Source organism: Colwellia sp. MB02u-10 (genome assembly GCF_014077185.1).
GTDB lineage: Bacteria > Pseudomonadota > Gammaproteobacteria > Enterobacterales > Alteromonadaceae > Cognaticolwellia.
In genome coordinates, this window is sequence record NZ_JACGVK010000105.1 from 37,614 (window position 1) to 58,563 (window position 20,950).

Here is a 20,950-nt window from a genome sequence, read left to right on the forward strand (position 1 = left end):
GTATATAAACATCAATAACAAACCTTGAGTTTATATCTTGATGCTCATGGGTTTTACTCAAGTACTTAATCTATTGTCTCTAGTATGAACATCGCGGAGTTTAGCGACGGCGACGAACAAATTGTTGTGTCGCCATTTCATCAAACATTTTTTGTTCTTTTTTATTCGCGACTAATTGCAGGGCAGCAAGCTTTTTATTACGTAGTAATTCTACCGCTTGTATTTTTTGCCTTTGCTCTAACCATTGTTTTTTTCGCGTATCAACTAATGCTTTAGCTTGATGAACCGCAACTTTAACCTGTTGAGAGGCGTTATCTAGTTTCGCGATAAAAGCATGAAAATGGCTATATGTTGCACTATCAATACCCTCGATTGAACGCTGATTAAGCCGGCGCATATATTCTAAACGATAATCGCTAACACTTTTTAAACGCGCTTTGTTTTGTTCATAATCGACCTCTGCCACTTGTAATGCTTGTGAGGCTTTTTGTTCTTTATCAAGTTCATACTTATATAAGGTGTTCAACTGTTTCATCGGTTTAGTGACCTATGCGTTATTGTGTCTACTGATTTTTATTGGCATGAGCTTGCGCTGCCGCTAATACTTCCTGCAGCTGAGTTAAACTTTGATCATAAGGAATAATTTCAAGCGTTTTTTGCTGCAAAAAAAATTGAATTACGGGTTGCAAATCAATCGATTGATCTATTCTTGGATCCGTACCTCTGCTGTAGGCGCCAATGGCAATCAAATCTTTATTTTCTTGATATAAGGCATAAATCTGCCGCAGTTGCCTGGCAAGTTGCTGATGTTCTTGGCTGGTTACCATCGGCATAACTCGACTAATTGAGCCTTCAATATCAACCGCTGGATAATGCCCAGCATCAGCTAATTTTCGTGACAAAACAATATGACCGTCTAAAATGGCACGGGCAGCATCAGCAATCGGGTCTTGTAAATCATCACCTTCGGTTAAGACAGTAAAAAATGCACTGATTGAACCTTGGCCCTCCCCGCCATTGCCAGCTCGCTCAACGAGTTGGGGTAATTTAGAGAAAACTGATGGCGGATAACCTTTCGTTGCTGGTGGCTCGCCTACCGCTAGTGCTATTTCGCGCTGCGCTTGTGCATAACGCGTCAGTGAATCTACCAGTAATAAAACATTTAAACCTTGGTCACGAAAGTATTCGCTGATTTGCACTGCGGTTTCACAGCCCTTAAGCCGCATTAACGCTGAATTATCGGCAGGTGCTGCCACCACCACAGAACGCGCTCGACCTTCTTCACCCAAAATTTCTTCAATAAACTCTTTAACTTCTCGTCCACGCTCGCCAATTAACCCTACCACAATAACATCAGCGTTTGTGCCACGTGTCATCATACCTAACAGCACACTTTTACCGACACCTGAGCCCGCAAACAACCCCATTCGTTGCCCAACACCAACGGTTAGAAAACTGTTAATCGAGCGCACTCCAACATCTAGAGGCTCTGTAATGGCGCGTCGTGATAGAGGATTGATCGGTGTACTGTCATATTGATAACTATCAGAGGCTTTAATCGGCCCTTTACCGTCAAGCGGTTTACCAACACCGTCAATAACTCGGCCTAATAAGTCCATTGATAAGGGTAAACGTGCTTTAGTCGACAAAGGCACAACTCGTGCGCCAGGTAATACCCCTTGCAAGCTTTGTTCTGGCATTAAAAACGTTATCTCTTGGGCAAAACCAACAATTTCTGCAATCAGCTCGCCTTGTGATGTTTCCACCAAACATTGGCTACCAACTGCGGCTTTAACACCGACCGCTTCTAAAGTTAAGCCCACCACACGCACTAAACGCCCAGCAACAGAGACACTGTGCGGGTGAATAAACTTTTCACTATTTTTTAAACGTTCAGTTATGCGATTTATATCAACCATAGAAATTTTTACGCTTATTAATAGAGTGTTAACAGGACAATATCTGTCGCTACACAGTTAATGTGTGTCGGGTTTATGTTTGTAAGCTTCATGACTTATTTTTATTGAGGTTCGCTTTATTGATATAAAGCGTCTTGCAAAAACGAGTCCAAAACCTCATTCAAGCGTGACTTAACACTTAGATCAATATTAGAGGTACTGTTTTCAATTTGGCAACTCCCGGGGCTCAATTGTGGAGCAGCCAATAAACGCCAACCTTGTTCTTGGATATGTGCTGCGCCAAATTGTGCTTCTACTAACTTAATGTCTGTGGGATGCAATAAAATTTGGGTTTGAGACTCTTGTGCCGGTAAGGCTTTAATACCTTCAGCGATCGCCGATAATAAAATATCTGGGTTAGTTTTCGCTTCGTGCTTAGTCACCGCTTGGGTTAGTTGCACGACTAACTGTAATAGTTGCGCTTCAACATTTTTTTCAACATTAAGCAAAGGCTGATGTAATTGGTCTAATAGGATTTGCATCGCTGCGATTTGTTGTTCGCTGGTTTCTTTACCTTCAGCTAAACCTTGTATCACACCTTCTTCACTACCTGAAATAAGACCCGCTTCATGACCACTGGTTTTACCTTCATCAAAACCTTTAGCAAAACCGTCTGCTTTCCCCTCATTAAAGCCTTCTTCAAATGCGGCTTGGCGAATGTCTTCTATATCTTGTGCCTTTAACGGCACAGGCTCATTCACTTCTGTCTCTTCTGGTGGCTCATAACGCCAATTCATTGACTGGCCTAAGGCATTAGTTTTACTAACGTTTGTATCTTCGTCTGGTTGCACATTAGGTGCTGACCAGGTATCAACTTGTTCAATTTGTTTTGCGGGCATCGCCCCAGTGCTTGGCTCAGAATCTGCTGCCATTACTTTACACTCTCTGATGTTTGATTATAAGAATTCATCGCCGCCACCGCCGCCACCAAGCATAATTTCACCGGCATCAGATAATCGATGTGCAACCGCCAAAATTTCTTTTTGCGCTGCTTCAACTTCACTAATGCGTACTGGGCCCATCACTTCAAGATCATCCGCTAGCATTTCTGCAGCACGTTTAGACATATTGGCCATAATTTTTTCTTTTAAGGCTTCGTCAGCACCTTTTATTGCTTTCATTAGCGCATCTTGCTGAACTTCTCTTAAAATGGCTTGGATACCTCGATCGTCAACATCAGCAAGGTTTTCAAAGACAAACATAAGGTCTTGTATTTGTTGGCTCATTTCTTCGTCATGTTCACGAATTGAAGCCATCAACATACCTTCAACATTATTATCTAAATAGTTCATAATGTCTGCAGCCGCTTTCAGGCCGCCCATTTTCGCGGCTTGTGCACCCGCTTGACCGGCAAATTGTTTTTCCATGATCTCATTTAATTCTTGTAATGCCGCGGGTTGAACTTCTTCTAAATTAGCAATACGCATCATAAGATCCAAGCGTACTTTGTCGGCGAACTGGGTCAGTATTTCTGCTGATTGATCCGGTTCAAGGTAAGATAAAACGATGGTTTGAATTTGAGGATGTTCATTACGAATAATGTTCGCCACTTGCTTCGAGTCCATCCATTTCAAAGAATCAAGGCCCTTAGCACCACCACCTTTGACAATTTGATCAATAAGGTTACCCGCTTTATCTTCGCCTAATGCTGCGGTTAATGCTTTGCGAACAAACTCTTCACTTTTGAAACCAATAGTAGAAAAATTTTGAATTTCGTTAATAAATAACTTATGCACGGCGGTAATTTTTTGTTGAGTGAAATCTTCCATACCGGCCATGATCATACCCACTTTTTGCACTTGCTTCGGCTCTAAGTGTTTGAGTATTTGTGCAGCATCTTCTTCTGAAAGGCTCAACAATAAAATCGCAGCTTTTTCGGCGCCGTCAAGTTTATTGACGTCATAGCTAGACGATTGTTGCTCTGCTAGTTCTTGGTTTTCATCACTCATTTTCGGTTAACCAACTTTTAACGACTTGCGATGATAATTCTGGCTCGTTTGCCACTAAGGCCCGTACCGCCTTTAATATATCGCCATCACGATGTAAATCAGGCAATTGTAAACTACCATCAGGAGCAAAGCCAATTGAGCTAGCATCTAACTCAGATGACAACATATCCATGGTTTCATCACCCAAATCGACATGACTATCAAGCGACTTATCACCGTAATCACTCGGGGTTTTTTCCGGGTGAATTAGGCGTTTTAACATCGGACGCACCACCGCAATAAACAGAATAGCAATTAAGATAACCGCCCCAAGCAATTTTGCATATTTATAAATAGTAGGATCTTTCCACCAGGCTAGTGGAGCCACAGCTATAATTTCTGGACGAGAAAACGGTAAAGTAACCACCTCTAATGAATCACCACGTTGTAAATTAAAACCAATACTGCCTTGCAATAAACGACGAATATTGGCCATTTCTTGTACAGAGCGTGGTGTGGGTACAGGCTCACCTTCAGCATTGAGCTCAGACAAGTAATCTAAGGCAACAGAGACACTAATGCGATGAATAACGCCAGTTTGTTGTTTGGTATAGCTAATAGCCTCGTCGAGTTCATAATTACGTGTCGACTCTGTATGTTTGCGGCCCGGCATGGTTTGCTGTTGAGCATTGCCCGTAGCATCTTCGGGAATATTACTGTCCAGTGGTGGTTGATTAGTTAACGCACCTGGAATACCACCCAGTAAACCACCAATGGTATTATCTTCAACTTTCATTTCGCTGCGCAAAGCTGGTAAATCTGAATTATAACGTCGTTGAGTTTCTTCGGTATTGGTAAAGTCCATGGCCACGTCAACTTGTGCGGTAAAGTTACCTAAACCTACTACTGGAATTAAGATCGAATCAATCTTATTCATATATTCTGCTTCGCGTTTTTGTTCAATTTCGAATTCTTTACGTGAGCGTGACGACACAGAATTTTGTGAGCCAGAATTTAATAAACGACCATTTTGGTCAGTCACCGTGACCCGATTGGGCGATAAACTTTGCACGGCCGATCCGACAATATCTACTACAGCGTCAACTTCTTCTTCAGATAGCAGACGACCCCGACTCAAGGTCAGTACCACAGTAGCTGACGGGTTTTTCTCACGTTTAGCGAAAACATTTTCACGCGGAATGGCTAATAAAACTCGAGCGCGTGAAATAGATTTTAACTCTTCAATGGTTCGGGCAAGTTGCTGCTCTCTAGAATGCTTTAAACGTTCAGTTTCAAGCCGTTGACTCACACCAAACCCCATATCTTGCATAAGAATTTCGCTGCCTTCAGAAGGCGCACCACTTAGGCCGCCACGAGCTAGCATCAACTTAACATCTTGGTATTGGTTACTTTCTACCGATATTGTGTTGTTTTCTTGACGGTATTCAACTTGCTTGCTGTCCAGAAAATCCATGGTTTTAATCAATTGCTCGGTCGGCAATTTAGTTAAAAAACGATATTCGGCTTCATTGGCTAGCATGATAACAAACACAGCAATCGCGAAACAAATCGCTAGCGCAATCACTATGGTCATTTGACGTAGAAAATCAACATTACCCATAGCAGCGGCTAAACCTGACTTTTGTTCACCAACATCATCTGAACTATCATTGGCGACTAAATCATTGTTACCATCTGCCAAGGTTAAATTTGTGTTGTTTGTTGAATCTGCCACTTACTTCTCTCCGCGTCACTATCGTTTTATGCTTAACCACTGAGCCGCTATACTGGCATGCTCATAATTTCTTTATAAGCTTCAACAAACTTATTACGCACCTGAACGGTCGCATCGAAAGCAATACCTGCCTTTGACGCCGAAATCATAGTGTCAGCCAAAGTAACACTGCGATCGCCAAGTTCAAAAGCGGTACGCTTTGCACCCGCATCTTGTTGTAGCTCATTGACATTATTTACAGCATCTTTTAACAAGCTACCAAAGTCACTACCGGCTTTGCTCACCGGTGGTGTGCCCATGCCATTTGCTTCACCTATGGGTAGTTTATTACCCATAGCTTCCATCGACATGCTTTGCATTTGGGCGTATAAAGAATTAGTTTTAATATCCATGGCTATCTCGCTTTCGTCAATTTCTTGTTACTTAATGTTACCTAAGACTAAAGCAAGCATAGTGCCAAGCTAAATAATATCGCAAAATATTGAAAAAATCACCTGATAAAAAAGCTAGAATATCTTTTAAAGTTTTTAAAAAGACTTTAAAATCAGATAGAAACTGAAAATAAATAAATATAGTAAATATAAATAAATAATTAATGAAACGAAAAAAACGACGTTAAAGCGTCGTTTTTTTGTTACAAACAGGTACTAAGCCTATTTTTTTAAAGTGGGATATTAATACCACTATCACGCATACGCGCAATTTTATAACGTAAGGTGCGTGGACTAATACCTAAACGCTCAGCCACATCTTTACGACTGCCGCGACAAGCATGCAAAGTGTCTAATATTATTTGATGTTCTTGTAGTTTAAGTTCACTGCCGAGTTTGTCGTTTTTTTCAGCGTCTACTGCCTCACTTGCTACCTTGTGGGTTTCAAAATCATCGATCAATAAATCATTCGCATCAATGCAACGATCACTTTGTAAAATTAACGCCCGTTGAATAACATTGTCTAACTCTCGCACATTACCCGGCCAGTCGTAAGCCAGTAATTTACTACGCGCGGCGACGGTGAATTCAGGAATAACATTACCGTCTTTTTGACAAATACGGCTAATAAGATGTGTCGCCAAGGGCAGAATGTCATCTCGGCGTTCATTAAGTGGCAACCAGGTTAATGGGAATACATTCAGTCGATAATATAAGTCTTCTCTAAAAATACCACTTTGCACCGCGGCTTTTAAATCGCGATTACTGGTGGCTATTACTCTGACATCTAAGCTGATGGTTTTACGTCCACCTATGCGTTCTACTTCTCGCTCTTGCAACACGCGTAAAATTTTGGCTTGTAAACTTAAGTCCATTTCTGTTATTTCATCAAGTAAAATAGTGCCGCCTTGCGCTTGTTCAAACTTACCCGGACAAGCTTGAATAGCGCCCGTAAAAGCGCCTTTTTCATAACCAAATAAAGTGGCTTCAAGCATATTTTCAGGAATAGCCGCACAGTTAATCGCGATAAAAGGCGCTTGGCTACGTGGTGAGTAATTGTGAATATATTGTGCCAGCACTTCTTTACCTGAGCCACTAGGTCCCAAAACCATCACAGAGGCGTCAGTATTTGCCACTTTTTTGGCGAGCTTTAATAACTCAAGACTTTGCGCATCAGCCACAACAGGATCACCACCATCATTCACTTGTAACGGCACATACTGACTGACCATATTCAGTAAAACTTCTGGCGCAAAGGGTTTGGCCATATAATTGCGTGCACCGTCTCGCATGGCCTGTACAGCATCATCAATAGTGCCATAGGCGGTCATGATCAATACTGGCAATTTTGGATAGTTATGGCGAATACTTTTCAATAACGACAGGCCTGACATGCCGCCCATATGTACATCACTCACCACTAAATCGACGTTATGCGACTTAAGTTTTATCAGTGCGTCTTCGCCTGAGTCTACGGCTAAACATTGATAGCCCGCTAACAGCAAAGTATCAACCAGTGCCTCTCTCAGTCCGGCATCATCTTCAACAACCATTATTTTACTTGTGCTCATGACTAAGCTCCTTAGACAAAAATGCCGTGTTAGTCTCTTCACTGACCAGTAAAGGTATTTTCATACAAAAATGTGCCCCTTCACCTGGCTGACTTAACAAGCTCACTTCACCTTGGTGTGCATTAGTGACAGATTTTACCACCGCTAGGCCTAAACCTGTGCCTTGGCTTCTTGAGGTATAAAAAGGTTCGAATATTTTATCGGCTAGCTCACCACTAATGCCAGGGCCATTATCACGCACACTAATATAGGCATATTCGTCCTGACAGTAAGCACTAATGTTGATAACGGCATTGGCTTTAATGACAGATAAACTATTGTGTATTAAGTTGTGAATTGCCCCCGACAAAGCACTCATATTGCCTAAAATTTCACAGCCTTGTTGGCAAAAGTGCAGATTAACTTTTGCGCCAGCTTGACTCACTTGCGGCTCAATGGCTTGCTTGGCTTGCTCAATCAGTTGGTTGATATTAAGCGGTTCAACAACCGCTTTACTGCCACTTTTAGCAAACAACAACATGTCATTAACTTGCTGCTCTAAGTCATGTAGGCGTAACATTAATTTGTCTTGAAAATTAACCCGTGCATCAGGGCTAAGTTTTTTATTGCGTAGATTAGCGCCATACAACATGGCAGCCGATAAGGGCGTACGAATTTGATGAGCCAATTTTGACACCATACGCCCTAAAGACGATAGTCGCTGTAATTGGCCAAGCTTATCTTGTAAAAGTCGCGTTTCGGTTAAATCAGTGATCATGATCAACTGCCCAGGTTGACCACCTAAAGTGGTAATTTCTAATTTTACCCGGCGACCATCATTTAACGAAACCTCGTGCCAATCATCAGCGCGGGGTTTAAAAGAGCGTTTAATCACACCAAACCAAGGTTGACCCAAAATGGGCTCATCAAGCAAACGTTTAGCGCTGTCATTAATTTTCACCACAATACCGTTGCCATCAAGCATGATCATCCCCGTTGGCATAACATCAATAACGTGTTGCAGTTGTTTGTTTTGTTGACGTAAGTACGCCAATTCACCCGCGTAGTTTTCGCTTTCTAGTCGATTGGATTGCTCGCGTTTAAGACTAACCTCATCAAATGAAGTTACTACACGATTCAGCGCAGAATTGGCTGAAGAAGAATTGGTCGATGTCGAATAGGCAAGTGCCATAATATTTTACCCGAGTAAGGAAGTACACTCGAACAAAGCATTAAGCATGCCAACCAATTAAACTGATATTATTCAGTAACTAAAGCACATTATTTCGATTAAAATTGGCTGTCAATAAAATGGCTAACATCATCAAAGCGTTAAAAGAACACTGAACGGCGAGCTAAAAGCGCTATTACCATCTGTATTTAAACAATGTCTATTTAAACAATGTCTATTTAAACAATGCGTATTTAAACAATGGGTATAACTGACTTTATTGGCTGAGCTAAAAAGTAAAACGCCCTTGAAATAATCATTATTTCAAGGGCGTTTTACGCAATCAAGCTAACAAAGCAGCGCTAACTTGTCTTGCTGTTACCTAGCGCTGATAGCTATGAATGAATAATTAACTGACTTTCTGGAGATTATATTTACGCATTTTCTCTACCAAGGTAGTGCGGCGCATACCTAAAAGCTCAGCTGAACGAGCAACAACCCAATCATTTTTACCTAAGGCTTGGTTAATCAAGGAAATTTCTAAATCAGCTAAATACTCTTTTAGGTTCAGACCATTATTGGGCAACACATCAAGGATATTGCCACTATCAGCGCTCGCATCTGCTGAGCTTGTTTGTGCTATAGCCTCTTCTTCATCGTCATAATCAGCACCTGAAAACATTTCATTAATCGCTTCACGTTCTTGTAACTCTTCAGGATATTCAGGTTGATAATCATCTATGTCTAAGTGTTGATACTTCAACGGTAGTTGTCCAACATTAACCACCTGCTCGCCATACATAATAATCATACGTTCAATTAAATTGGAGAGTTCTCTCACATTACCGGCCCAGGTATGCTCTTTTAACGATTCAATCGCTTGTTCAGTAAAGCGCACTGACTGCCCTTGCTCAGCAGAAAATCGTGAAATAAGCTCTTGCAACAAGAGTGGAATATCTTCTTTTCGCTCTCTTAGCGACGGAGTTTCGATAGGAAAAACATTTAATCGATAGTAAAGATCTTCACGAAAATGATTAGTTTTAATCATGTCTTCTAAATGTTGATGTGTCGCTGCAACAATTCGCACATTAGCTTTTAAACTTTTAGCACCACCTACCCGTTCAAAGGTTCGTTCTTGTAACACACGTAATAATTTTACTTGCATGGGTTGTGGCATATCACCAATTTCATCGAGAAATAGTGTGCCGCCTTCCGCCATTTCAAAGCGACCTTTGCGCGTAGAAATAGCACCGGTAAATGCCCCTTTTTCATGGCCAAACAGTTCACTTTCTAATAAATCAGCGGGAATAGCACCACAATTAACCGGCACAAATGGCCCTTTGCTTCGCTCTGACAAGTTATGAATATTACGCGCGACCACCTCTTTACCTGTGCCCGACTCGCCTAAAATCAAAACACTGGCCGAAGTAGAAGCCACTTGTTCAATTAAAAATCGTACCTCTTGCATTGCACTACTCGTACCCACCAAAGAGCGAAATAAAGAGTTTGGACGATTAAAACCACGTTTTGACGGCAGGTTATTATGGTACTGGTGACTATGGTGCACTAACTCGGTCAATTGTGCATAATTTAGCGGTGTGGTTAATTCACCAATCACGTTGACATAACCACTCAATTGTTTTTTATCAATAAAATCATGATAAATAAAAGGATAGGTTGGCTGAGATTTAATAATATTTTGTAACTTTTCAGAAACGTCACCACATAAAATAATGGTCAGAACATTCGGCACTTCAGCTAGATATTGATCAATTTCTTCTTCAGCAAAAACATGAAAATACTCGCCAACAAAAGCTAAAACTGTTTCTATTTGGTGGCGTCTTGTCGCATCATTATCGACGACTAAAATATATTTTTTCTCTTGCATTGTTTGCCTTTGTATTTGTTGACTTCACGTTTGCTCATCTTGCGTTTTTTGATCTTACTTTTGACCTTACGTAGAGCCTAACAAGTCATTTATTATTATAAGCTGCCGCCATTATTCACTTGCTGCCGTGATTAATCAACAATAAATTGACACTTGTCTGTCATTTTATTGTCAGTTAAAGTAAAAAAGAAGCCAGCCGATACAGGGTAAACAACGAAAATAGCTTGCGGTTAATACTCACATGCACACAAGTAAAAAACGCCCTATTAACGCCATGTCAAAAAAACAACAACTAAGCTTACCTATAATCACTTGAATGATTTTGGTATTTAAACAAGCAGATAATTGCTTATATTTCATTACAATACTGTTTTTTTTAAGTCTAAATCAAAAGTGGCATGAAATAAGCTTGTCTGAGCAACACGATTAGAAATAAAATTTAGTAGGAATATTCGATGTTAATTATTAATGGCACAGCTGAGCTTATGAAAGATAATGGCAGCTTTCAAAAAGGCGACAGATACGAGTTCAATATGTTCTCAGTAAATATGCCGCTAGAAGAGCAGCTTGTGCAGATAGAAGACTATTTAGTAACACGCGGTTGGGACAATATTGAAGTGGCCGATAACGGCATAGTTGCAGACCCTAAAGCCATTGAGCACGGTGTGTTACTCGCCGCTTACGAAAAGGCTAAAAGCGAAGGTTTTGCAGTCACCATTAATAACCAAGCTTTACTATAATTTATAATATTCAATTTTAAATCTAATGTATTTTAGTATAATAGATTATTGTCTTACAGCTGGAGATATCTATGATTCACGCGTCATTAAAAAAATATCAACAAGTTAACAAAAGCACAGCTCAACAAGCGTCACCTTATCAATTGGTTGCCATGTTGTTTCAAAAATTACTCGATAACATTGCTACCGCTAAAGGCGCTATTAACCAAAAAAATTACGCTAAAAAAGGCGCTGAGATTTCAAACGCCATTTCCATTATAGGTGTATTACAAGCCTCACTTGATTTTAAACAAGGCGGAGAAATATCCAATAATTTAGCCTCTATCTACGTTTATTGCTCAGAACAATTACTAGCCGCTAGCTTAAGTAATGATATTGATAAACTTAATGAAATTGCTCAAATATTAATCCCTATTAAGTCAGGCTGGGATAACATACCCCTTGATACTCAACAAGAAGTAAGCTTCTAGTGGCTTTAACAGCCATTGAAAATTTAACTGATATTATTGAGGTATCTAAACTGCTCCTTAAGCTTTTAGATACCGCAGATATTCAGGGTCAGAGTGAGAATAAAGTAGAGAGTGGAACAGAGGGCAGAATAGAGAGTGGAATAGACAGTGTAGGAGAGAATAAAAAGTCGATTGCAGAGTCAACCAGCCACGATAACAGCGAGCAAATTAATACAGCAAAGCTGCTTAAATTAATAAAGCACAGAGAAGATAAAATTTATCAGTTATTCGAACACTTTAGCCCAGAAGAATTGCAATTACACCTTGCAGAACTGCAAACTATGGCGGCACTCGACAGCCAACTTATTGAAAAAGTAAATCGTACTCAAGAGTCAGCCAAGTCAGAAATTTTGACCCTAAAGAAAAACAGAAAAGCGATAAACCTCTATCAAAAACGGTAAAGATACTCAGCAGATAACACTACTATTACCATGCCACCTTTTCTAAACTGATCAACAACATAATGCCTGCTGCAGGGGTTTGTTGGCCTATCAGCATAATCACCCGCTTATCGGTTGTCAGACTGAAGTCCGACCTACAAAACAATTGCCCAAGGCTATATTTTCACTCAAAGTCATTATGTAGATTTAATCTAGGTTTAATCTAGGTTTAATCTAGATTGGAGGTGGGCTGGATGTCGGTTATATTTCGGCTGGATGTAGGTTGGACTTCAGTCCAACAAGTTAAATAAAATTTAACCATTTTCAACATAAAAACAGATCAACAACATAATACCCGCTACAGGTTTTATTGGCCTATCAGCATAATCACCCGCTTAACGGTTGTCAGACTGAAGTCCGACCTACAAAACAATTGCCAAAGCTATATTTTTACTCAAAGTCACTATGTAGATTTAATCTAGATTGGTTGTAGGTTCGATGTGGGCTTGATGTAGGTTTAATCTAGGTTGGTTGGATGCTTGATGTAGGTTGGACTTCAGTCCAACAAGTTAAATGAAATTTAACCATTTTCAACACAAAAACAGTTCAACAACATAATACCCGCTACAGGTTTTATTGGCCTATCAGCATAATCACCCGCTTAACGGTTGACGGACTGAAGTCCGACCTACAAAACAATTGCCCAAGGTTATATTTTCACTAGATGTGACTATGTAGATTTAATCTAGGTTCGTTGTAGGCTAGAGATAGGTTGAATGTGGGATTGATATCGGTTCGATGTAGGTTGGACTTCAGTCCAACAAGTTAAATAAAATTTAACCATTTTCAACACAAAAACAGTTCAACAACATAATACCCGCTGCAGGTTTTATTGGCCTATCAGCATAATCACCCGCTTAACGGTTGTCAGACTGAAGTCCGACCTACAAAACAATTGCCCAAGGCTATATTTTCACTCGAAGTCACTATGTAGATTTAATCTAGGTTCGTTGTAGGCTAGAGATAGGTTGAATGTGGGATTGATATCGGTTCGATGTAGGTTGGACTTCAGTCCAACAAGTTAAATGAAATTTAACCATTTTCAACATAAAAACAGATCAACAACATAGTCACCCGCTTAACGGTTGTCAGACTAAAGTCCGACCTACAAAACAATTGCCCAAGGCTATATTTAGCGCTTGTTAATTATTGTTTCTTACCACACCTGGCAAGTTATCAAGCTGCTGTTCTAAATAACTACTGGTCGCATTCAAATTAGATACAATCAAGTCCATAGCATTATACTGTGCGAATAATCGTGTTTCTAATGAATCGATACGACGAGTAAAGTCAATGCGTTCATCATCTATTGTTGTTAATTGATTAGTTTTACTGTCAATACGCCCCTCAATTAAACCACCTGACTCAGTGTAAAAGTCAGTTAAGGTTTTAAGTGATGCAGCAAAACCTGGGGCATCGTCAGAGCCAACAAAAAAGTTTTCCACCCCGCCAACATTCAATGCTATTTGTGCATTTAAATCTTCACTGTCTAGTTCTAATTTACCAAAGCGGTCTGCACGAATGCCTAATTGGTTCAAGGTTAAATTGTCACTGCCACTACTGGCAAATGAGGTACTCAGCTCTTGGCGTAGTTTACCCATTACACCACGTAATAATGAATCGCCCGCAAGTGGTCCTACTCCATCTTCGCTTGACGCACCAAGTTGCTTGCTAAGATCAACCAGTTCGTTATAACTTTTTACAAAGCCTTCAATACCGGCTTTAATATTAGTATTATTTTCAGAGACACTTGCCTTGCTGATACTGTCATCAACATCATGCACTTTTTTTGCTGTAATAGTTATGCCGTCGATAGCATCAACAAACTCATTGCTACTGTTGGTGACCACTAATGCACCATCTATGGTTATTTTTGCGTCTGTTGCTGCACTAGTTTCTGAAAGATTTGTGGCAAAGGTAGGCGAGCCTGAGTCAGCATCATAAGCTAAACGAGATAAACCCGCATTGTCCGTATTGTTGCCGTCAGAAGCATCGTTGGTCGTCACTTTAATGGCGTTAGCAAGACCGGTTTCTTTGCTGGTAAAAACAAGATGTTGGCCGTTATCATCGGTAATAATAGTGGCGGTAATTGCGTCGTTATCTAGGCTGTCGTTAACCGAGTCGCGAATATCGCTTAATGTTGCACTGCTTGATACGCTAATATCAAAACTGTTACTACCTGAAGCAAAAGTCAAGGTACCTTCACCCACAGCTTCGCTGCTGTCAATGCCCGCCGAAACGAGTTTATGCGTGCTGGCGAGTTGGTCAACCTGAACAGAATAACTGCCCACTTCGGCAATTTTTGTACTGCTTAGTGCAACAAAACTATCAGAACCGCTGATATTTCTTTGTTGATATTTATCTGCACTGGCTAAATTTTCAATAGCGTCGGCAACATTTTGCAAGCCACCTTTTAGCGCACCAACGGCAGAAATATCCGTGGTTATTATGGCTTCGCGACGATTTAAACGACTTTCAAATGGTGCCCGTTCAGCGCCGACAATCGCGTCAACAATTTCAGAAACTTGAAGGCCTGAGCCTATACCTGTAAAGGCAATATCTACCATAATCCCACCAATTTTTGTTGCCGTAAGTGCTAGCTAACAGTATACCTAAATAAATAACGGCCATTAAAAACAATAACTCATAGGGCGTCAATAATAGCCGTTAATATAACTGTCAATATAACTGCCAATCGAGCTTATATTTCTGTATCTATTAAGTTACCCGTCGCATTAGACAATTTAGAAATAATGCCCAACACTTCTTCCGATGGATATTGCTTCACTAAATCGCCGGTGCTTTTATCAAGCACTTTAATCACATCGCGTCCTGAGTCTTTATCGACTAAAAATTCTAAACTTCGATTCATTTCACCCATAAAATCTTGCAATTGTTGCGCCACCTTTTCCAATTGCTTGGGTGTCATCGCTGGTGTATTGCTTGCTTCACTGATACTGCTTTTACTTTGCTCTTCAATACGGGCTGTATTTTTTGCTAAATCGTTTTCAGCCTCTGCTTTATGTAAAGCTGATCGCTCAGTTTTATTACTGGTTAAGTTACTTGAATTAACCAGGCTATTGTCGCTATTAGTTACATTCATCTCTGACCCCTTTTTATCACCTAAACACTTGACGTTACTGTCTATTATTAGTGTTACTTTTAGGTGGAATTTCATTCACCATAAAACGCAAAAAGGAAGGAGTAATGGCCCCTTCCTTCACTTATGCCACTAAGATAAAATCTATCCTAGTGTGAGTTGGAGACCTAACCTAACAAGCTTAATGCCGCTTGTGGTAATTGGTTAGCTTGCGACAAGATTGAGGTACCTGCTTGTTGCAAGATTTGGTTCTTGGTCAAGTTAGCGGTTTCTACCGCAAAGTCAGTGTCTTGAATACGGCCACGTGACGCTGATAAGTTTTCTTGAATATTAGATAAATTACTGATGGTATAGTCAAAACGGTTTTGCACCGCACCTAAATCAGCGCGTTGGCTGTCAACTTGTGCTAATGCGCTATCGATTACCGCCAAGGCATCTTGTGCACCTTGCTCTGTACCTAAGTCTACATCTGATATAGCATCAATATCTACCGTTGCCGTTACTGTGGCCGCTAATGTTTTAGTATCTGTTGAAGCGATTGAGAATTCACTCGTTCCTGTTAGTTCAATGGTACCTGCAACTCGCGCAGCATCAGCTCCTTCAATATTACCACCACTACCATCATCTTTATCGTCTGTTAATGTTATCTGCCCTTTAGTAGTTCCAGCGCTATCTAAATAGTCTAGGGTAACGGTATCCTCTGTAGTACTAGAGGCCAGATTACTGGTATTGTTATAGCTCTCAATCGTAATATCTGCGCCTGTCTCATTTGATAAGGTAATTTCACCGTTAGTTGCGTTATGCGTTGCTGTAACACCATGTGTGCCTGTTGTTTCATTAATTTTTGCTGCAAGGGCTGATTGATCTGTAGCTGCAATCGTTGTTGCGGCAATAGATGTTCCGTTTAGATCAAAACTTACATTACCACTGACTGCTGAAGCCATCCCCATGACTACTGACGTTGAGGCTGTTGCTGTAACACCATGTTCGCCTGTCTTATCGTTTATAGCCGTTGCCGCTGCTTCAGCTGAAGAGCCAACTCCAACATCAACCGTTGTTGTATTGGCACCTGTGGTAAAATCAAGTGTTGATGCATCAATAACTGATGCTGGTAATGTTGTAGCTGCATCACTAACACCGCCAAAACCGGTATTATCAGCCCCTTCTATCGTCGCTGCAGAGGCGCTAACTCCAATATCTTCAGCGGCTGTACTAGTCATAGTAATAGCAATAGTCTCATTGGCATTAGAACCGACTTGGAAGTTTTTAGAGCCAAAACTACCGTCTAATAATTTTTGACTACCAAATGAGGTGGTATCAGAGATACGGGTTAATTCAGATTGTAAAGCTGACACTTCTTTTTGCATGGCGTCACGGTCATCAGATGAGTTAGACCCGTTAGCTGATTGCAAGGCGAGTTCACGCATACGTTGTAAAATATCAGTAGAGGCCGACATAGCGCCCTCTGCGGTTTGCGCCATTGAAATGCCGTCGTTAGCATTTCGTTGCGCTACGCCTAAACCATTAATTTGTGAAGTTAAACGGTTTGAAATTTGTAAACCAGCCGCATCATCTTTGGCGCTGTTAATACGCATACCCGATGATAAACGTTCCATTGAGGTGGCTAAATCATTACTAGATTTAGACAAGTTACGTTGTGCGTTTAATGATGCCGTATTGGTGATTACTGAAATAGCCATTTTTAAAACTCCTGATTACAATATGTAATACGTTAGTTAAACAATTTAATAAGTCAGGAACTTCAATTTAGTAGTATTTAAATTTTAAAGCACCCGTTCTAAATACTTTAACGGCAGCTCTTCAAATAACTTTAAACTTATTATGAATTTATTTAATAATTAATGTTTGAGCCCATTTTGGCGACTGTAGGGGCGAATTTATTCGCCTGGGGATAACATTGAAGAATAATGTGTGCGTTTTAATACTCGGGGTTTGGCGACTGAAGTCGCCCCTACAGGTCGCCCCTACAGTCGCCCCTACAGAACACACGAATGATGAACTTGTCGGGGCGAATTTATTCGCCTGGGGATAACATTGGAGAATAATGTGTGCGTTTTAATACTCGGGGTTTGGCGACTGAAGTCGCCCCTACAGAACACACGAATGATGAACTTGTAGGGGCGAATTTATTCGCCTGGGGATAACATTGGAGAATAATGTGTGCGTTTTAATGCTCGGGGTTGGGCGACTGAATTCGCCCCTACAGTCGCCCCTACAGAACACACGAATGATGAACTTGTAGGGGCGAATTTATTCGCCTGGGGATAACATTGGAGAATAATGTGTGCGTTTTAATGCTCGGGGGTTGGGCGACTGAAGTCGCCCCTACAGTCGCCCCTACAGAACACACGAATGATGAACTTGTAGGGGCGAATTTATTCGCCTGGGGATAACATTGGAAAATAATGTGTGCGTTTTAATACTTGGGGTTTGGCGACTGAAGTCGCCCCTACAAAAAGCCCAAAACGCCATACGAATTATGAGCCTTGTAGGGGCGAATTTATTCGCCAGTTTCATCTTGTAAGTACACTGAATCCCAAAGCGGATAATTACCTACATGATCAACTAAACCTGCGCGTAATGGATTCGCGACAATATAACGTGATACGGCTAATAAATTTTCTTCGGTTCTGATGGCGTGATCATGAAAACCGCGTTGCCATGAAAAACCTGCGCCCTTTTCATACCGATTAATCGCCCTTGAACTACGCCCTTTTAATGTTTGAATAACTTTTGATAAATTGTTATCTGACGTTAATTGAAATAACCAATGTAAATGGTCTGGCATAATTACCCAGGTAATAGAGCTTATCTCTTGTTTCGCTACTAATGTCGTCATTTCATTTATCAAAAGGCGAGCGTATTGGAAGTTATGAAAAAAGGGCTGACGATTTTCTGTACATGCTGTTATGTGGTAAATATTATGTTTGAGTGATGCTCTGCCTTTCATGAGGTTATTACGTGACATAGTCAAAATCCTTTTGATGCAATGTATTTTTATTATAGTCGGATATGTGGATATAATTTCTAAAATGTTATTTGGCATCTGGCGACTGAAGTCGCCCCTACAGAATTTCCTACATACCACGCGAATTATGAACCCTTGTAGGGGCGAATTTATTCCCTGAGTATAAATGGAATATAGAGGGTATTTTTATTTTAGCTCTCTGGCGACTGAAGTCGCCCCTACAAAAGCCCTGCACGCCATACGGATTATGAGCCTTGTAGGGGCGAATTTATTCGCCTGGGTATAATCGGAATAAGTGGGTATTTTTATTTCAGCTATCTGGCGACTAAAGTCGCCCCTACAAATGCCCTGCACGCCATACGAATTATGAGTCTTGTAGGGGCGAATTTATTCGCCTGAGGATAAATGGAATATAGAGGGTATTTTGATATCTGCTATCTGGCGACTAAAGTCGCCCCTACAAAAGCCCTGCACGCCATGGGAATTATGCGCCTTGTAGGGGCGAATTTATTCGCCTGAGCATAAATGGAATAAGACGGTATTGTGATATCTGCTATCTGGCGACTGAAGTCGCCCCTACAAATGCCCTGCACGCCATGCGAATTATGAGCCTTGTAGGGGCGAATTTATTCGCCTGAGTATAAACGGAATAAAGAGGGTATTTTGATATCTGCTATTTGGCGACTGAAGTCGCCCCTACAAAATGCCCTGCACGCCATGCGAATTATGAGCCTTGTAGGGGCGAATTTATTCGCCTGAGTATAAATGGAGTAAAGAGGGTATTTTGATATCTGCTATTTGGCGACTGAAGTCGCCCCTACAACAGCGCTGCACGCCCTACAAAAAAACCTACACATCACGAAGCATTAAATCATAAAAACAAAAAAACCGAACGTAAGTTCGGTTTTTTATTAAGCCTATTAATGCGGCTGATCTATTTGTTAACGGATGAAATTAACCACCAAGTAAACTAATGGCCGCCTGCGGTATTTGATTCGCTTGCGCTAAAATTGAGGTACCCGCTTGTTGCAAGATTTGGTTCTTGGTCAAGTTAGCTGTCTCTACCGCAAAATCAGTGTCTTGAATACGGCCACGTGACGCTGATAAATTTTCTTGAATATTAGATAAATTACTGATGGTATAGTCAAAACGGTTTTGCACCGCACCTAAATCAGCGCGTTCGCTGTCAATTTGTGCTAATGCGCCATCAATCATAGCCAGAGCGTCTTGTGCACCTTGCTCTGTAGCTAAATCAACATTGATTACCGCATTTACCTCTGAAGCTACGGCATCAGCGCCGGTTATTTTTGGATTTGCACTATCTAGGGTAAATGGCTTTGTTGATGTTATTTCTACCGTTCCGACAACTCTTGCAGCGACATTAGTCGCAGTTATGTTTACAATAGAATTAGAGTCACCGTTAACATCAACTGAGGTTAAAGTAGTAGTAAAAGCACCTCCTGTACTATTATCATAGTCATCTATTCTTATATCCTCACCAGTATCATCAGCCAATGAAATAGTACCATCAGAGTTATGAGTTGCTGTAACGCCTGTAGCTTCGGTAACAGCATTAATAGCATCGGCAAGTGCAGACTGGCTACTCGTACTCACAGTAACCGCTGCAATAGGTTCTCCGTTTAGCACAAAACCTACATCACCACCTACGCTAGGTACACCTAATGTAACTTCTGTTTTTGCTGTTGCAGAAAAGCCATCTGCTAAACTTATCTCAGCAGCCGCAGTTTCAGCCGAAGAGTTAGCAGCAATAGTAACCGGTGTATCCACATCACCAACACTAAAGGTAATATCACCATCCGCCGTAATAGGACTGTTAGGTACTGAAACGCCTACCACAGCACCACCAAAACCTGTGTTATCAGCACCTTCTAACATGACTTTAGAGCCACCTATAGCATCAGCTGAGGTATCACTCATAGTGACTGAGATAGTTTCATTAGCATTAGCGCCGACTTGGAAGTTTTTAGTACCAAAACTACCGTCTAATAATTTTTGACCACCAAATGAGGTGGTATCAGCAATACGGGTTAATTCAGATTGTAAAGCTGACACTTCTTTTTGCATGGCGTCACGGTCTTCAGATGAGTTTGACCCGTTAGCCGATTGCAAGGCGAGTTCACGCATACGTTGTAAAATATCAGTAGAGGCGGACATGGCGCCCTCTGCGGTTTGCGCCATTGAAATGCCGTCATTGGCGTTTCGTTGCGCAACGCCTAAACCATTAATTTGTGAAGTTAAACGGTTTGAAATTTGTAAACCGGCCGCGTCATCTTTGGCGCTGTTAATACGCATACCCGATGATAAACGTTCCATTGAGGTGGCCAAATCATTACTAGATTTAGTTAAATTACGCTGAGCATTCAATGATGCCGTGTTGGTGATTACTGATAAGGCCATGATAGACTCCTAGAAATTAAAATTATCTTTAACATAGTGATGCATTAGGTTATGCGTTAGTCGATTTGCTTTGTGTGTACAAACTGCTAACAC

At 40.9% G+C, this 20,950-nt stretch carries 17 protein-coding genes; 3 read left to right on the forward strand and 14 right to left on the reverse strand.

Annotation, left to right across the window (positions count from 1 at the left end):
* Positions 1-100 precede the first annotated feature (100 nt).
* From fliJ to H4J59_RS05875, 9 genes are all read right to left on the reverse strand, one after another.
* A complete protein-coding gene (gene fliJ / locus H4J59_RS05835) occupies positions 101-535 on the reverse strand; it encodes a flagellar export protein FliJ (protein ID WP_182237644.1) in 435 nt (144 codons plus the stop codon).
* 28 nt (positions 536-563) lie between these two features.
* Positions 564-1,919, reverse strand: a complete 1,356-nt coding sequence (gene fliI / locus H4J59_RS05840; protein ID WP_182237646.1) for a flagellar protein export ATPase FliI — start codon at positions 1,917-1,919, stop codon at positions 564-566.
* Between the two features lie 116 nt (positions 1,920-2,035).
* Entirely contained in the window at positions 2,036-2,830 is a 795-nt protein-coding gene (gene fliH / locus H4J59_RS05845; RefSeq protein ID WP_259369402.1) for a flagellar assembly protein FliH, read from the reverse strand.
* Positions 2,831-2,854: 24 nt separating this feature from the next.
* Positions 2,855-3,907, reverse strand: coding sequence for a flagellar motor switch protein FliG (gene fliG, locus H4J59_RS05850; RefSeq protein ID WP_182237648.1), 1,053 nt, complete (start codon positions 3,905-3,907; stop codon positions 2,855-2,857).
* The gene (gene fliF / locus H4J59_RS05855; protein WP_182237650.1) at positions 3,900-5,621 is read right to left on the reverse strand and encodes a flagellar basal-body MS-ring/collar protein FliF; all 1,722 of its coding nucleotides are present in this window, start codon (positions 5,619-5,621) and stop codon (positions 3,900-3,902) included. Before fliF ends, fliG begins: the two co-directional genes overlap by 8 nt.
* A gap of 47 nt (positions 5,622-5,668) precedes the next feature.
* Positions 5,669-6,013: a flagellar hook-basal body complex protein FliE gene (fliE, locus tag H4J59_RS05860; protein WP_182134796.1), complete on the reverse strand. Its 345-nt coding sequence runs from the start codon at positions 6,011-6,013 to the stop codon at positions 5,669-5,671.
* Between the two features lie 269 nt (positions 6,014-6,282).
* The gene (locus H4J59_RS05865; protein ID WP_182237652.1) at positions 6,283-7,623 is read right to left on the reverse strand and encodes a sigma-54 dependent transcriptional regulator; all 1,341 of its coding nucleotides are present in this window, start codon (positions 7,621-7,623) and stop codon (positions 6,283-6,285) included.
* Positions 7,610-8,794, reverse strand: coding sequence for a PAS domain-containing sensor histidine kinase (locus tag H4J59_RS05870; RefSeq protein WP_182237654.1), 1,185 nt, complete (start codon positions 8,792-8,794; stop codon positions 7,610-7,612). The genes H4J59_RS05865 and H4J59_RS05870 overlap by 14 nt, the downstream gene beginning before the upstream one ends.
* A 388-nt stretch (positions 8,795-9,182) precedes the next feature.
* Positions 9,183-10,661 carry a sigma-54 dependent transcriptional regulator gene (locus H4J59_RS05875; RefSeq protein ID WP_182237656.1) on the reverse strand — a complete coding sequence of 493 codons (1,479 nt, stop codon included), beginning with the start codon at positions 10,659-10,661 and terminating at the stop codon, positions 9,183-9,185.
* A gap of 455 nt (positions 10,662-11,116) precedes the next feature.
* Here H4J59_RS05875 and H4J59_RS05880 point away from each other — a divergent pair, with 455 nt between their 5' ends.
* From H4J59_RS05880 to H4J59_RS05890, 3 genes are all read left to right on the forward strand, one after another.
* A complete protein-coding gene (locus tag H4J59_RS05880; protein ID WP_182237658.1) occupies positions 11,117-11,401 on the forward strand; it encodes a hypothetical protein in 285 nt (94 codons plus the stop codon).
* Positions 11,402-11,472: 71 nt separating this feature from the next.
* A complete protein-coding gene (gene fliS / locus H4J59_RS05885) occupies positions 11,473-11,871 on the forward strand; it encodes a flagellar export chaperone FliS (RefSeq protein ID WP_182237660.1) in 399 nt (132 codons plus the stop codon).
* On the forward strand, positions 11,871-12,311 hold the full coding sequence (locus H4J59_RS05890; RefSeq protein WP_182237661.1) for a hypothetical protein: 441 nt from the start codon (positions 11,871-11,873) through the stop codon (positions 12,309-12,311). Before fliS ends, H4J59_RS05890 begins: the two co-directional genes overlap by 1 nt.
* A 1,181-nt stretch (positions 12,312-13,492) precedes the next feature.
* Here the strand turns inward: H4J59_RS05890 and fliD are convergent.
* The 5 genes from fliD to H4J59_RS19630 form a co-directional block, all read right to left on the reverse strand.
* Entirely contained in the window at positions 13,493-14,917 is a 1,425-nt protein-coding gene (fliD, locus tag H4J59_RS05895; RefSeq protein WP_182237663.1) for a flagellar filament capping protein FliD, read from the reverse strand.
* 134 nt (positions 14,918-15,051) lie between these two features.
* Positions 15,052-15,453, reverse strand: a complete 402-nt coding sequence (locus H4J59_RS05900; protein ID WP_182237664.1) for a flagellar protein FlaG — start codon at positions 15,451-15,453, stop codon at positions 15,052-15,054.
* Positions 15,454-15,617: 164 nt separating this feature from the next.
* Positions 15,618-17,150, reverse strand: coding sequence for a flagellin (locus tag H4J59_RS05905; protein ID WP_182237666.1), 1,533 nt, complete (start codon positions 17,148-17,150; stop codon positions 15,618-15,620).
* An 821-nt stretch (positions 17,151-17,971) separates the two neighbouring features.
* Positions 17,972-18,439, reverse strand: coding sequence for an REP-associated tyrosine transposase (locus H4J59_RS05910; RefSeq protein ID WP_182237668.1), 468 nt, complete (start codon positions 18,437-18,439; stop codon positions 17,972-17,974).
* 954 nt (positions 18,440-19,393) lie between these two features.
* Positions 19,394-20,857 carry a flagellin gene (locus H4J59_RS19630; RefSeq protein WP_182237670.1) on the reverse strand — a complete coding sequence of 488 codons (1,464 nt, stop codon included), beginning with the start codon at positions 20,855-20,857 and terminating at the stop codon, positions 19,394-19,396.
* Between the last annotated feature and the right edge of the window lie 93 nt (positions 20,858-20,950).